Source organism: Streptomyces sp. NRRL B-24572 (assembly GCF_002156145.1).
GTDB lineage: Bacteria > Actinomycetota > Actinomycetes > Streptomycetales > Streptomycetaceae > Streptomyces > Streptomyces vietnamensis.
Genome location: NZ_MWIG01000552.1, coordinates 1 through 13,762, shown reverse-complemented (window position 1 = coordinate 13,762; position 13,762 = coordinate 1). Strand labels below are relative to the sequence as shown.

The following is a 13,762-nucleotide window of genomic DNA, read 5'->3' as shown; positions in this document are numbered from 1 at the left end:
GGCCTCGGGGTGGTTGAGCCGCACACCGCGGGCCCGGCGCTTCTCGGCCACGTCGGCCGCCACATGGATGAGCAGGCGTTCCTGCTCGTGCGGGCTCAGTTGCACTCTTCCACCTCACAGTCGGTCGACCGGGACGGGACCCGGACAGCTGCGGACCCTACCGACCGTCAACACTCTGTTGAACTGCGGAGATGTGCCGCGCGGCCAGACATTGCACGTTAGGGCGGAAGTTTTTCCGGCTCGTTAACTCCGTCTTTGCGATCTCATGATCATCCGATCGGAGCGTCACCTTCCGGCACGGACATCGACATCAAGCCACGCAGTCCGTCCTCCAGGACCTCGACGGACACGTCGCCGAAGAGCGCCTGCTGGGCGATGAAACCCTGGGCGGTGGCGATGAGGGTGCGTGCCACATGGTCGGAAGGGACGTCGGCGCGGAGGAGGCCGTTCTCCCGGTAGGCGGTGACGAGCCTCGTCCACGCGACCCGCATCCCGTCGTAGCCCTCGGAGAGGGCCCCGGCCAGCCGCTCGTTGCGCAGGGTCTCCGTCCAGACCTGGATGATCAGGCGCGCGAAGGCCTGCCGGTCGGCGCCCTCGATCCGCTCCTCCAGGAAGAGCCGGAACACCGCGCCGAGGAGGACGTCGGGCGTGGGCGGCGGGGTGGCGCGGGACGCCTCCTCGAAGGCGCCCCTGATGCCGGCGAAGGCCTCGGTCGCGATGGCCCCGATCAGCTCCTCCTTGCCGCGGAAGTAGCGGTAGACCGCGCCCGCGGAGAGACCCACCTCGGCGAGCACGTCCTGCATGGACGTGGCGTGGAAGCCGTTGCGGGCGAAGCAGCGCGCCGCGCCGTCGAGGATCTGGCGGCGGCGGGCGTCGAGGTGTTCCTGGGAGACACGTGCCATGCCCCCGAACCTAAAACGAATATTCATTCTTGACAACTTCCGGGCGGCGGAGCACGCTGAGCTCACGTAAAACGAACGATCCTTCGCTTTGAATCGAGGTCGTCATGCCCGCCGCCACCACCCCGCCGGCAGCCGGACGCAGAACCCTCGCGGTGCTCGTACTGATACCGGTCGTCGCCGCCCTCGCCCTCGCGGTCTTCGCCTGGCCCGCCGCGCGCATCGCACCCCGCGACCTGCCGATCGGCGTGGCCGGTCCCGCCGCCGCGGCCGACGCGGTCGAGCGGCAGCTCGGCCGGCACGAGGGGGCCTTCGAGATCCACCGGTACGAGGACGCCGAGGCCGCCCGGACCGCGATCGGGGACCGCGACGTATACGGAGCCGTGGTCGTGACCCCGCGCGGTACGGAGCTCCTCACCGCCTCCGCGGGCAGCCCCGTCGTGGCCGGGCTGTTGCGCGAGGCCGTGGCCGCGCAGGCCCCGGCCGGGACACCGGTCCCGGTCACCGACGTGGTCGCCACGCCGGCCGGCGACCCCCGGGGTGCCGTGCTCGGGGCGAGCCTGCTGCCGCTCGCCATCGTCGGGGCCGCCACCGGGGCCGTCACCGTCCTGCTCGGCCTGACCGGGGCACGGGCGGTCGCGACGCTGGCCGGCGCGTCGACGCTCGCGGGGCTTGTGGGTACGGCGCTCGCCGACAACTGGCTGGGCGCGCTGGCCGGTGACTGGTGGGCCGAGGCCGGGGTCCTCGGTCTGACCGTCCTCGCGATCGGCTCGGCCTTCGCGGGGCTCGCGACGCTCCTCGGCAAGCCGGGCTTCGGGCTCGCGGCCGTCCTGACGATCCTGCTCGGCAACGCGTTCTCGGGGATGTCGAGCGCGCCGGAGCTGCTGCCCACCGGGGTGGGCGCGCTCGGCCAGTGGCTGCCGCCGGGCGCCGGGGGCTCGGCCCTGCGGTCGGTCTCCGCCTTCGACGGCGCGGCCGCGGGCGGCCCGCTCCTCGTCCTCTCCCTCTGGGCGGTGGCGGGCCTGACCGCGACCGCGTTCGGCGCGCGGCGCCGCGCGGAGGCGGCCCCCGCCACGGAGCCCGCACCGGTGCCGGTGGGCTGAGGCCCGCACCCGAGAACGGCCGCGTACCCCCGCCGTAGCGGACGGGGGTACGCGGCTTTTCGCTTGCGGTCAGCGTGCGGTCAGCGTGCGGTCAGGAGGTGCCGGGCTCGCGGTGGTGGGCGGCGATGCCGAAGCGGCGCTGTTCGCCGGGAGCGGAGTCGACCGGGTGGAGGCCGGAGAGGGAGCTGACCACCTGCTCGTCGGCGGGCTTCTCCGCCGCCTCGAGTTCTTCCAGATCAGCGGCGGAGACCAGGGCGACGAGCGGCTTCCCGTGGCGGGTGACCACGACGCGCTCACCGCCGTACACGACGCGGTTGATGAGGTCGGCGAGCTCAGCCCGCGCTTGCGTCACCGGGATCTCGTAGGTCATGCTCCTCATCTTACGGTCTGTACGTCCTGTACATTTTTTACAGACAGCTGGAGGTGCTCAGCCATGGACGCCCGCTACGTTCTGCCCGAGTTCACGGAGCGGACCAGCTTCGGAACCCGCACCCTCGACCCGTACTCGAAGCTCCTCGAATCCCGGATCGTCTTCCTTGGCACACCGATCGACGAGACCTCGGCCAACGACGTCATCGCCCAGTTCCTGCACCTCGATCACGCGTCCCCCGGCCAGGACATCGCGCTCTACATCAACTCCCCCGGCGGCTCCGTCAGCGCCATGACCGCGATCCACGACACGATGCGGACGCTCTCCTCCGACGTGGAGACCACCTGCCTGGGCCAGGCGGCGTCCACCGCCGCCGTCCTGCTCGCCGCCGGCACCCCCGGCAAGCGGTCCGTCCTCCCCGGCGCCCGGATCACCCTCCGGCAGCCGGCCGTGGACGAGCCCCTCCAGGGGCAGCCGAGCGACCTCGACATCCACGCGCGCGAACTGCTCAGGCTGCGCGCCCTGGTGGCCGGGATGCTCACCGAGTACACCGGGCAGGACCGGGAGCGGGTCGACGCCGACATCGACCGCCTCACCGTCCTGGACGCGCCGGCGGCCGTCGCGTACGGCCTGGTGGACCACGTGATCACGAGCCGGCGCGACGCCGGCGCGGCGCGGTGAGCCGGCCGTGGTGCCCGAGCTGCCGCCGCTGCCCGCACTGACGCGGGCCGAGGGCGAGTTGATCGATGCCTACCTCGAAGTCGTCGACCTCCTTGGGAAGATCAACCCATCCAGGGGTACGCATACCTATGGGGCGCTGCGCGCGGCACAGGCCCTGGTGGGACGCGCGGAGGCGCTGCGCGAAGCCCTGACGCTCATGCATATGCGGGGCGAGAGCGAGGTGCACGCGGACACCCTGGCGCGCGCCCTGAGGGTGTTGGACGGTGAGCGCCGCGCCGACCGCGTCACCGTCCCCCGCGCACGGGCGAGTTGACATTCCGGCATGTCGTGTCGAGGTCCGGACGGCCGACACGGATCGCAGAACCGCTCCCTCGTTCGGCGTAGTCGATGAGTCGACATATGCGTCGGGTGAGTTGCGCAACAGGTGTACACATCTGGCGGAATGGGACGTTCCACCGCTGGTGCGGGGCTCGCAGGCCAAACCCGTGGCGATCACGAAAGCAGCCTGTCCACCCGAATGGATCAGTCGTGAGGAGCCTCACATATCGCCGTTTCAGCTCGGTTTTCGCCCTGGGTGTGGGTCAAGATCCCTGTCGACGACAAGCCCCCGCCATCCGAGGCGGGGCGGTCCGGGCGGACGCCGAGTCCTGCCGCTGTCCCGGACGTCTGGTCGACAGGAGTGGATCGGCAGGAGTGGAGGACCCGAGCAGTACGGGACGTACGCGCTGTTTCTCGCAGCGGGGCCGTCCCTTGGGGTGAAGCCGCAGCCGCGGCCGGGCATCTTCGCCAGTCCGAACCCGACAGGTCATCCTTCGCAGGCGGCTGACGAAGGGTTGCGCATGACTGCGCAGATGCACGTCCCGTCCCTGCTGTCCCGGGCCGGAGCCGTCTCGGCTCTCACCCTCGCCGCCGTCGGCGGCACGTTGCTCGCACCAGGCGCGGCACCCGAGGCCCAGGCAGCCACCACATACGCGAACAAGGCACTGAGCGTCGCCGCGTCCAAGAAGGGAGCCCCGTACCGGTACGGAAGCGCCGGACCCTCCAGGTTCGACTGCTCCGGTCTGACGCTCTACGCGTACAAACAGGCGGGCAAGTCACTGCCCCGCACCGCGCAGCAGCAGTACAACAAGACCCGGCACATCTCCGCGTCCAGCAGACAGAAGGGGGACCTGGTCTTCTTCCACTCCGGCGGAAGCGTCTACCACGTGGGCATCTACGCCGGCAGCGGCAAGATCTGGCACTCGCCCAAGACGGGATCCTGGGTGAAGCTCGACAGGATCTGGACGTCGAAGGTCTACTACGGCCGCGTCCGATGACGCCCGCCGGGCACTGACCCCGCCCCAGGGGTGCGGTGGCGCCGCCGCACCCCTGCGCCGGGACTTCCTAGACGTACGAGGCGGCCGTCGGGGTCCACGGCAGGGTGATCCAGACCGTCTTGCCGCCCTCCTCGGTCGGAGTGACCGAGAGGCGGCCGCCCGCCTCCGCCGCCAGGGAGCGGATGATGACCATGCCCCGGCCGTTGTCCTGCTGGACCGCCGCCGGGAGCCGGCGGGGCCAGCGCGGGTGGCTGTCGGTGACGCCGATGTGGAGGCGCTCCTCGCGCTCCAGGCGGACGTCGACCGTGAAGGTGGGCGACTGCCCGAAGGTGTGCAGGACGGCGTTGGTGGCCAGTTCCGAGACCATCAGGCGGATCGCGTCCGCCAGGTCGTCGGCGCCGTCGAGACCCCAGCCGTCGAGGACCTCGGCGACGTACCGCCGGGCCGTGGGGACCGACGCGGGATCGCTCGGCAGAGTGACGGATGCTTCCTGATGGTCTGCCATGGCGACGCTGTCCCTTTCCCGCCGGGGCTTCCGCCCCGGATCGCGCTTCGCGTCAGAGTGCCACCGATCGTGCCGCCCCGGCAGGCGTTCCACCAAGATATGTCCCCATCTGTCGCCCGAAGCGGTGAACTCTGCTGCCCGGGAACGCCCTTGGGCCTCCCGACGGTCCGTCAGACCCGCGACGGCCCGTCGGACCTCCGCCAGACCTCCGTCAGTCCTTCGGTGCGGTCCGCAGGATCGTTTCCACCGCGCGCCCGATCTCCGCGTCCGTCAGATCGGCCCGGGCCGTGAGGCGCAGTCGCGAGATGCCGTCGGGGACGGACGGGGGCCGGAAGCAGCCGACCGCCAGGCCCTGTTCGCGGCAGTCCGCCGCCCAGCACAGCGCCGCCTCCGGGGAGGGCGCGTGCACGGAGACGACGGCCGCGTCGGGCCGGGCCGCGGTGAGTCCGGCGTCCGTGAGCAGCCGGTGGAGGGTGGTGGCGACGGTACGGGCCCGCTCGGCGAGGCCCGGTTCGGCCGCGATCAGCCGCAGGCTCGCGAGCGCACCGCCGGCGGCGGCCGGGGCGAGCCCGGTGTCGAAGATGAAGGTGCGGGCCGCGTTCACCAGGTGCTCGATGACCCGGGCCGGGCCGAGGACGGCACCGCCCTGGCTGCCGAGGGACTTGGAGAGGGTGAGGGTGGCGACGACGTCCTCGTCGCCCGCCAGTCCCGCCTCGTGCAGGGCGCCCCGGCCGCCGTCGCCGAGGACGCCGAAGCCGTGGGCGTCGTCGACGACGAGCCCGGCGCCGTGCGCCCGGCAGGCCTCGGCGAGCTCACGGAGCGGGGCCTTGTCGCCGTCGACGGAGAAGACGGAGTCGCTGACGACCAGGGCCCGGCGCCCCGGGTGCGCGTCCAGGGTCTTGGCGACGGCCTCGGGGTCGGTGTGCGGGACGACGGCGGCCTCGGCGCGCGCGAGCCGGCAGCCGTCCACGATCGAGGCGTGGTTGGAGGCGTCGGAGACGATCAGGGAGTCCCGGCCGCCGAGCGCGGTCAGCGCGGCGAGGTTGGCGGTGTAGCCGGAGGAGAAGACGAGGGCCGCCTCGAAACCGCAGAACTCGGCGAGTTCGCGCTCCAGGCGGGTGTGCAGCCGGGTGGTGCCGGTGACGAGCCGCGAGCCGGTGGAGCCGGCGCCCCAGCGCCTGGCCGCCTCGGCCGCAGCCTCGGTGACCTCGGAGCGGCGGGTGAGGCCCAGGTAGTCGTTGCTCGCCAGGTCCAGGAGGTCCGACTCGGCCGCCCGGGGCCGCAGCGTCCGGACGAGACCGGCCTCGGCCCGGCGGCGCGCCTCGGCGTCGGTCCAGTCGAAGGCGGTACGGCGCGGGCCCGCGGCCCGCAGGTCGTCGGCGCTCGGGCCCGTGGCCCGTCCGTCGTCGGCGCCCGCGGCGCGTGCGTCCTCGGCCAGTCGGGTCTCGTCGGCCTGTGGCATGCGGCGATCCTTTTGTAGGCAGCGCACAGACCCTAACCGCAGGATGCCGAGGTCGGGGTGTGGTCATCCACACACCTCTATCGGGGGCGTTTGTTCGGATCCTCCTTGGCCCGGGGGTGGGCGGTAAGCAAGGATCAGCGGTTATGGACCTGCTGAACACGCTGGTGGAGAAGGGGCTGCGGCGCGAGCTGCCGACCCGTGAAGAAGCGCTCGCCGTGCTGGCGACCTCCGACGACGAACTGCTCGATGTGGTGGCGGCGGCCGGCAAGGTGCGCCGTCAGTGGTTCGGGCGCCGGGTGAAGCTCAACTACCTGGTCAACCTGAAGTCCGGCCTGTGCCCCGAGGACTGCTCGTACTGCTCGCAGCGGCTCGGCTCGAAGGCCGAGATCCTCAAGTACACCTGGCTGAAGCCGGACGAGGCCTCGCAGGCCGCGGCGGCGGGTGTCGCGGGCGGCGCCAAGCGGGTCTGCCTGGTGGCCAGCGGCCGCGGCCCGACGGACCGGGACGTGGAGCGCGTCGGGAAGACGATCGAGGCGATCAAGGAGCAGAACGAGGGCGTCGAGGTGTGCGCCTGCCTCGGTCTGCTCTCCGACGGCCAGGCGGAGCGGCTGCGGGAGGCCGGCGCCGACGCGTACAACCACAACCTGAACACGTCCGAGGCGACGTACGGGGACATCACCAAGACCCACACCTACGCGGACCGCGTGGACACCGTGCAGAAGGCGCACGCCGCCGGTCTGTCGGCCTGCTCGGGTCTGATCGCGGGCATGGGCGAGAGCGACGAGGACCTGGTCGACGTCGTCTACGCGCTGCGCGAGCTCGACTCCGACTCGGTTCCGGTCAACTTCCTGATCCCCTTCGAGGGCACCCCGCTCGCCAAGGAGTGGAACCTCACCCCGCAGCGCTGCCTGCGGATCCTCGCGATGGTCCGGTTCGTCTGCCCCGACGTCGAGGTGCGGATCGCCGGCGGCCGCGAGGTGCACCTGCGCTCGATGCAGCCGCTGGCCCTGAACATCGCGAACTCGATCTTCCTCGGCGACTACCTGACCAGCGAGGGCCAGGCCGGCCAGGCCGACCTGGACATGATCGCGGACGCGGGCTTCGAGGTGGAGGGCGCGGGCACGACCACCCTGCCGAAGCACCGTGCGGACGCGCTCGCGGCGGCGGGCGCGACGGGCGGCTGCGGCTCGACGGCCTCGGCGGGCTGTGGCTCGGAGGCCGCGGCCGGCTGCGGCTCGCACGCGGAGGAGGGCGCCGGCTGCGGCCCCTGCGGCGGTCACACGGCGCCCGCGGCCGAGGAGCCCCGTGTGAACGAGGCCCGCACCGACCTGGTGGCCGTGCGCCGCCGGGGCGCCGGAACGGACCTCGCGCCGAATGCGTAACGACGAACTCCTCGCCCTGGACCGGGCCCACGTCTGGCATCCGTACGGCCCCATGCCGGGCCGTACGGAGCCGCTGGTCGTCGAGTCGGCGTCCGGTGTACGTCTCCGGCTCGCCGAACCCGTGCACGGCCAGGCCGAGTTGATCGACGGCATGTCCTCGTGGTGGTCGGCGCTGCACGGCTACAACCACCCCGTTCTCAACGAGGCGGCGCACGACCAGCTGGGCCGGATGAGCCACGTCATGTTCGGCGGTCTCACCCACGAGCCGGCCGTCCGGCTCGCCACCCGGCTGGTCGAGATCACCCCGGAACCGCTCCAGCACGTCTTCCTCAGCGACTCCGGCTCGGTCTCCGTCGAGGTCGCGGCCAAGATGTGTCTGCAGTACTGGCGCTCGGTGGGCCGGCCCGGCAAGCAGCTCCTGATGACCTGGCGCGGCGGCTACCACGGGGACACCTGGCAGCCGATGTCCCTGTGCGACCCCGAGGGCGGGATGCACGAGCTGTGGTCGGGGGTGCTCCAGCGCCAGGTCTTCGTCGACGCGCCGCCGGTCACGTACGAGGAGTCGTACGCCCGGATGCTGCGGGAGCAGATCGCTCTCCACGCGGACGAGGTCGCCGCGGTGATCGTGGAGCCGGTGGTGCAGAACGCGGGCGGGATGCGGTTCCACCCGCCCGAGTACCTGCGCGTCCTCCGCGAGGCGTGCGACGAGCACGGGGTCCTCCTGGTCTTCGACGAGATCGCGACCGGCTTCGGCCGTACGGGCACGCTGTTCGGCGCCGACCAGGCCGGCATCTCGCCCGATGTGATGTGCGTGGGCAAGGCGCTGACGGGCGGTTACCTGTCGATGGCGGCCACGCTCTGCACGACGGAGATCGCCGAGGGCATCTCGCGCGGCGAGGTTCCCGTCCTGGCGCACGGGCCGACCTTCATGGGCAATCCGCTGGCCTCGGCGGTGGCCTGCGCGTCGATCGACCTGCTGATGTCCCAGGACTGGGCGCTGGAGGTCAAGCGCATCGAGACGGGACTCCGCGAGGGGCTCGCCCCCGCCGCGGAACTCCCCGGTGTGCGCGAGGTGCGGGTGCTCGGCGCCATCGGCGTCGTCCAGCTCGACCACGACGTCGACATGGCCGCGGCCACGGAGGCCGCGGTCCGGGCGGGCGTGTGGCTGCGCCCGTTCCGCGACCTGATCTACACGATGCCGCCGTACGTGACGGGCGACGAGGACCTGGCCCGCATCTGCACGGCGGTGAGGGCGGCGGCGCAGGCGGGCTGACGCCGTCGTGGCGGGGGGGGGCGCCCCCGTTGTGCCCGGGCTCCCGCGCCCGAACCCGCACCCGTGCGAGCCGCACCGAACAAGGAAGGACACCCCATGACCGTCATCGTCGTGACCGGCACCGGCACGGAGATCGGCAAGACCGTCGTCACCGCGGCAGTCGCCGCCATCGCCACCGCCGCCGGAAAGTCCGTCGCCGTCCTGAAGCCCGCCCAGACCGGCGTCGGCCCGGACGAGCAGGGCGACGCGGACGAGGTCGTACGGCTCTCCGGCGCCGCCACCTCCGCCGAGCTGGGCCGTTTCCCGGAGCCGCTGGCCCCCGGAACGGCCGCCCGGCGGGCCGGGCTCTCCCCGGTCGGGCCCCGGGAGGTCGCGGAGGCCGCCCGGAAGCTGGCCGCCGACCACGACCTGGTGCTCGTGGAGGGGGCGGGCGGGCTGCTCGTCCGCTTCGACGAGGAGGGCGGCACGCTCGCCGACGCGGCCGCGTTGCTCGGCGCGCCGGTCCTGGTGGTGGTCCCGGCCGGCCTGGGGACGCTCAACCCGACGGCCCTGACCGCCGAGGCACTGCGGGCGCGCGGGATCGAGCAGCTCGGCGTGGTCGTCGGCAGCTGGCCGGACGCGCCGGACCTGGCGGCGCGCTGCAACCTCGCGGACCTGCCGGACGAGGCGGGCGCTCCGCTGCTCGGGGCCGTACCGGAGGGTGCGGGGGCGCTGGACCCGGCGGCGTTCCGGGCGGCGGCTGGCGGCTGGCTGGCTCCTGAGCTCGGCGGCACCTGGGACGCGGAGGCGTTCGCGGGGGCGCAGGCGCCCCCGGCCTTCGCACGCTGACGGTCTGCGGGAGGGGCGCAGACGCCACCGTCTCCATACGCTGACGGTCTGCGCGGGGACGCCGGCGCCACCGTCTTCGTACGCTGACGGTCTGCGCGAGGACACCGACGGCGTCCGGCGCCGGACGATGCGCGCGGGGGCGCAGGCCGCCCCCGTCTCCGTAGGCTGACCGTATGCGCGCACACGTTCAGGAGATCGTCTTCGACTGCGCCGCCCCGGCGGCGCTCGTCCGCTTCTGGGCCGGGCTCCTCGGCGGCGAGCCCGTCGACCGGAGCGCCGACTGGTCGTACGTGGATCCGCCGGAGTTCGTACGGATCGCCTTCCAGCGGGTGCCGGAGGGCAAGGCCGTGAAGAACCGGCTCCACCTCGACGTGGAGGTGGCGGATCCGGCGCGGGCCGCCGAGGAGGCGCTGCCGCTCGGGGCGGTCACGGTCGGCGGGCTCGTCACCGACGAGCAGGGTTCCTTCCAGGTCATGCGGGACCCGGAGGGCAACGAGTTCTGCTTCGTGACGGGATGAGGTGACGACGATGACGCGCCCCGGCTCGCCTCCTCGTGTCCACCACCCCCTGTTCGCCCGTTTCTACGCCCGGTTCAGCGCCTCGGCCGACACGCGGGGCGGGCTCGGCGCGCTGCGGACGGAGCTGCTCGCCGGGCTCTCCGGCCGGGTCGTCGAGATCGGGGCGGGGAACGGCCTGAACTTCGCGCACTACCCGGCCGGGGTCACCGAGGTCGTGGCCGTCGAACCGGAGGCGCACCTGCGCCGGCTCGCCGAGGAGGCCGCGCGCCGGGCCCCCGTCCCGGTGACCGTGCTGCCGGGCACGGCCGAGGCACTGCCGGGGCCGGACGGCTCCTTCGACGCGGCGGTGGCCTCTCTGGTGCTGTGCACCGTACGGGACGTGCCGGCGGCCCTCGCCGAGGCGCGGCGGGTCCTGCGCCCGGGCGGTGAGCTGCGGTTCTTCGAGCACGGGGCGGCGGACACGCCGGGGCTCGCGCGGGTGCAGCGGGGCCTGGACCGCACGGTCTGGCCGCTGCTGTTCGGCGGGTGCCACACCTCCCGCGCCCCGCTCTCGGCGATCGAGGCGGCGGGCTTCGGCCTCGTCTCGTACCGCTCCTTCGACGTACCGGAGCAAGGTCCGCGGCTGCCGTCCTCCCCCTGCGTCCTGGGCACGGCCCGGCGGTAAACCCCTGGCACGGTCGCCGTGTCGCCTGATGGGATTCGGCCATGATCGATGTGAAGATTCGCGCCGCCGTGACCGACGAGGCAGAGGCCGTCCTCGCCTTCTGGCGGGAGGCCGCCGAGGGCACCTCCATCTCCGACGACGTGCACGGGGTGACCCGGCTCCTGGAGCGCGATCCGGAGGCGCTGCTCCTGGCCACGCTGCCCGACGGGCGGATCGTGGGATCCGTGATCGCCGGCTGGGACGGCTGGCGGGCCTCGCTCTACCGGCTCGCGGTGCTGCCCTCGCACCGTCGGCAGGGCATCTCGACCGCGCTCCTGCGCGCGGCGGAGGACCGTTTCGCCTCGCTCGGCGGACGTCGTGCGGACGCGATGGTCCTGGTGGCGAACGAGACGGCGCACGCCGCGTGGGGGGCCGCGGGGTACGAGCGGCAGGAGCAGTGGCGCCGGTGGGTGAAGCCGTTCCCCGCGTGAGTACGGGGCGACCATCACGCCACTTTGCCGACCCTTTACCATGGTGTCTCGTCCCGACGACCGAAAGGTGTGAGCGTCCACCCATGGGCGAGCCTCCCAGTAGCGCTGGTTCCGACCATCGACATCGAGCGATCCCTCTCCCGCTGACTGATCATGGGACGGAGGTGAACCGATGACCGAAGTGCTTCTGCTCGTGGTGGCGCTGCTGCTCGCTCTCGCGTGCGGCGCGTTCGTCGCGGCCGAGTTCTCGCTGACCACGGTCGAGCGCGGCGAGCTCGAAGCGGCCGTGGAGCGCGGCGAGCGGGGGGCGGCGGGCGCGCTCAAGGCCGTCCGCTCCCTCACCTTCCAGCTCTCCGGCGCCCAGCTGGGCATCACCGTGACCAACCTGGTCGTCGGCATGCTCTCCGAGCCCTCGATCGCCAAGCTGATCAGCGGCCCCCTGGAGTCGATGGGACTCTCGTCCTCGGCGGCCTCCTCGGTCGCCCTCGCCCTGGGCACCGCCCTGTCCACCGTCGTCCTGATGGTCGTCGGCGAGCTCGTCCCCAAGAACTGGGCGATCTCCTCGCCGCTCGCCGTCGCGAAGGTGGTGGGCACCCCGCAGCGCGTGTTCACGGCCGCCTTCAAGCCGTTCATCAGCCATCTCAACAACACGGCGAACCGGATCCTGCGCCGCCTCGGCCTGGAGCCGACCGAGGAGCTCGCCTCCGCGCGCTCCCCGCAGGAGCTGGTGGCGCTCGCCCGGCACTCCGCGAAGGAGGGCGCCCTGGAGGCGGACACGGCCGAGCTGTTCGTCCGTACCCTCAACCTGGCGGAGCTGACCGCGGAGAACGTGATGACGCCCCGCGTGCAGGTCACCGCCCTGGAGGTGCAGGCCACCGCCGAGGACGTCGCCAACGCGACCCGCGCGACCGGCCTGTCCCGCTTCCCCGTCTACCGGGGCAGCCTCGACGCGGTCGTCGGCATCGCCCACATCAAGGACGTGCTCGCGATACCGGCCGAGGAGCGGCCCCGCCGCCGGATCGGCGAGATGCTCCGCGAACCGCTGCTCGTCCCCGAGACGCTCACCGTGGACCGGCTGCTCGACCGCCTGTCGGGCAGACAGACGATGGCCGTCGTCATCGACGAGTACGGCGGCACGGCCGGGGTCGCCACCCTGGAGGACATCGTCGAGGAGGTCGTCGGCGAGGTGCGCGACGAGCACGACCCGCACGAGACGCCGGACCTGGCACGGGCCGGCGAGGACGCGGACGGGCGCGAGCTGTGGTCCGCCGACGGCGCCGCCCGTACGGACCAGCTGGCCGCGATCGGCCTGCGGGTGCCGGACGGCCCGTACGAGACGCTCGCGGGCGTCCTCGCGACCGAGCTCGGCCGCATCCCCGCCTCGGGCGACAGCGTGGAGCTCGCCGGCTGGCGGCTCGACGTCGTCGACGCCTCCGGCCGGCGCGCCGCGCACGTACTCCTGCACGCCCCCGCGCGCCCCGCCCCGCATGACACGGACGAGTCCGGGGAGGCCGGCCGATGATCGCGGTCCAGCTGTTGATCGGTCTGCTCACGCTGGTCGTCAACGCCTTCTTCGTCGGCGCCGAGTTCGCCCTGATCTCGGTCCGCCGCAGCCAGATCGAACCCCTGGCCGACTCCGGGAACCGGCGGGCGCGCAGCGTCATCTGGGGCCTGGAGCACGTCTCCGCGATGCTCGCGGCGGCGCAGCTCGGCATCACGCTCTGCACCCTGGTCCTCGGCATCGTCGCCGAACCGGCCATCGAACACCTGCTCGAACCGGTCTTCGACGCGGTCGGCGTGCCGCACGGCGTGGCCGCCACGATCTCGTTCGTGATCGCGCTGGCCCTGGCGACGTACCTGCACATGCTGCTCGGCGAGATGGTGCCGAAGAACATCGCGCTGGCCGATCCGACGCGCTCCGCGCTGCTGCTCGGGCCTCCCCTGGTGACGCTCGCGCGGGCGCTGCGTCCGGTGATCTTCGCGATCAACGCCTTCGCCAACACCCTGCTCAAGCTGTTGCGGGTGGAGGTCAAGAACGAGGTCTCGGCGACCTTCTCGGACGACGAGCTGGCGCGCATGGTCACCGACGCGGGCGACGCGGGTCTCCTGGACGGCCGGGCCGCCGAGCGGCTCCGCGACGCCCTCGAACTGGGCCGGCGTCCCGTGCGGGACGTCGTGATGCCGGCGGAGAAGGTGGTGTACGCACAGGTCGGCACCACTCCCGAGGAGCTGGAGGCACTGTCCGCGCGGACCGGGTTCTCCCGCTTCCCGGTGCTCGACGCCGAGCGCCG

The 13,762-nt window shown here is 72.8% G+C and carries 17 protein-coding genes and 1 riboswitch; of the genes, 12 read left to right on the top strand and 5 right to left on the bottom strand.

Annotated elements, in window-relative coordinates:
• Together CCN56_RS29590 and CCN56_RS29585 are read right to left on the bottom strand one after the other, a co-directional pair.
• Positions 1-105 (bottom strand): urease subunit gamma (locus CCN56_RS29590; RefSeq protein WP_143664658.1); only part of this gene is annotated, 105 nt, incomplete at its 3' end.
• 164 nt (positions 106-269) lie between these two features.
• Positions 270-902, bottom strand: coding sequence for a TetR/AcrR family transcriptional regulator (locus CCN56_RS29585; RefSeq protein WP_086831019.1), 633 nt, complete (start codon positions 900-902; stop codon positions 270-272).
• A 104-nt stretch (positions 903-1,006) separates the two neighbouring features.
• Here CCN56_RS29585 and CCN56_RS29580 point away from each other — a divergent pair, with 104 nt between their 5' ends.
• A complete protein-coding gene (locus tag CCN56_RS29580; protein WP_086831018.1) occupies positions 1,007-2,002 on the top strand; it encodes a hypothetical protein in 996 nt (331 codons plus the stop codon).
• A 91-nt stretch (positions 2,003-2,093) separates the two neighbouring features.
• Here CCN56_RS29580 and CCN56_RS29575 read toward each other — a convergent pair whose 3' ends face one another.
• On the bottom strand, positions 2,094-2,372 hold the full coding sequence (locus CCN56_RS29575; RefSeq protein ID WP_041128052.1) for a type II toxin-antitoxin system Phd/YefM family antitoxin: 279 nt from the start codon (positions 2,370-2,372) through the stop codon (positions 2,094-2,096).
• A 63-nt stretch (positions 2,373-2,435) separates the two neighbouring features.
• Here CCN56_RS29575 and CCN56_RS29570 point away from each other — a divergent pair, with 63 nt between their 5' ends.
• The 3 genes from CCN56_RS29570 (at position 2,436) to CCN56_RS29560 (ending at position 4,369) form a co-directional block, all read left to right on the top strand.
• Positions 2,436-3,053 (top strand): ATP-dependent Clp protease proteolytic subunit, encoded by a 618-nt coding sequence (locus CCN56_RS29570; protein ID WP_086831017.1) that lies wholly within the window; start codon positions 2,436-2,438, stop codon positions 3,051-3,053.
• Positions 3,054-3,060: 7 nt separating this feature from the next.
• Positions 3,061-3,366: a hypothetical protein gene (locus CCN56_RS29565; RefSeq protein WP_041128054.1), complete on the top strand. Its 306-nt coding sequence runs from the start codon at positions 3,061-3,063 to the stop codon at positions 3,364-3,366.
• 400 nt (positions 3,367-3,766) lie between these two features.
• Positions 3,767-3,890, top strand: a riboswitch (cyclic di-AMP (ydaO/yuaA leader).
• A 2-nt stretch (positions 3,891-3,892) separates the two neighbouring features.
• Positions 3,893-4,369: a C40 family peptidase gene (locus CCN56_RS29560; RefSeq protein WP_041128055.1), complete on the top strand. Its 477-nt coding sequence runs from the start codon at positions 3,893-3,895 to the stop codon at positions 4,367-4,369.
• A gap of 67 nt (positions 4,370-4,436) precedes the next feature.
• Here the strand turns inward: CCN56_RS29560 and CCN56_RS29555 are convergent, their stop codons facing one another.
• Positions 4,437-4,874 (bottom strand): ATP-binding protein, encoded by a 438-nt coding sequence (locus CCN56_RS29555; RefSeq protein ID WP_086831016.1) that lies wholly within the window; start codon positions 4,872-4,874, stop codon positions 4,437-4,439.
• A 211-nt stretch (positions 4,875-5,085) separates the two neighbouring features.
• Positions 5,086-6,336: an 8-amino-7-oxononanoate synthase gene (locus CCN56_RS29550; protein WP_256962230.1), complete on the bottom strand. Its 1,251-nt coding sequence runs from the start codon at positions 6,334-6,336 to the stop codon at positions 5,086-5,088.
• A 143-nt stretch (positions 6,337-6,479) separates the two neighbouring features.
• On the opposite strand from CCN56_RS29550, the gene bioB reads away from it, so the two are divergent.
• The 8 genes from bioB to CCN56_RS29510 all read left to right on the top strand — a co-directional run.
• The gene (bioB, locus tag CCN56_RS29545; RefSeq protein WP_086831015.1) at positions 6,480-7,718 is read left to right on the top strand and encodes a biotin synthase BioB; all 1,239 of its coding nucleotides are present in this window, start codon (positions 6,480-6,482) and stop codon (positions 7,716-7,718) included.
• On the top strand, positions 7,711-8,991 hold the full coding sequence (locus tag CCN56_RS29540; protein ID WP_086831014.1) for an adenosylmethionine--8-amino-7-oxononanoate transaminase: 1,281 nt from the start codon (positions 7,711-7,713) through the stop codon (positions 8,989-8,991). Before bioB ends, CCN56_RS29540 begins: the two co-directional genes overlap by 8 nt.
• A gap of 96 nt (positions 8,992-9,087) precedes the next feature.
• Complete coding sequence (gene bioD, locus CCN56_RS29535) at positions 9,088-9,819, top strand: dethiobiotin synthase (protein WP_086831013.1); 732 nt, start codon at positions 9,088-9,090, stop codon at positions 9,817-9,819.
• Between the two features lie 173 nt (positions 9,820-9,992).
• Positions 9,993-10,337, top strand: coding sequence for a VOC family protein (locus tag CCN56_RS29530; protein ID WP_086831012.1), 345 nt, complete (start codon positions 9,993-9,995; stop codon positions 10,335-10,337).
• Positions 10,338-10,347: 10 nt separating this feature from the next.
• Complete coding sequence (locus CCN56_RS29525; protein ID WP_086831020.1) at positions 10,348-11,001, top strand: class I SAM-dependent methyltransferase; 654 nt, start codon at positions 10,348-10,350, stop codon at positions 10,999-11,001.
• A 41-nt stretch (positions 11,002-11,042) separates the two neighbouring features.
• Positions 11,043-11,471: a GNAT family N-acetyltransferase gene (locus CCN56_RS29520; protein ID WP_086831011.1), complete on the top strand. Its 429-nt coding sequence runs from the start codon at positions 11,043-11,045 to the stop codon at positions 11,469-11,471.
• A gap of 172 nt (positions 11,472-11,643) precedes the next feature.
• Positions 11,644-12,993, top strand: a complete 1,350-nt coding sequence (locus CCN56_RS29515) for a hemolysin family protein (protein ID WP_086831010.1) — start codon at positions 11,644-11,646, stop codon at positions 12,991-12,993.
• The coding region (locus tag CCN56_RS29510; RefSeq protein WP_086831009.1) for a hemolysin family protein at positions 12,990-13,762 on the top strand (773 nt) is incomplete at its 3' end. The genes CCN56_RS29515 and CCN56_RS29510, both read left to right, overlap by 4 nt.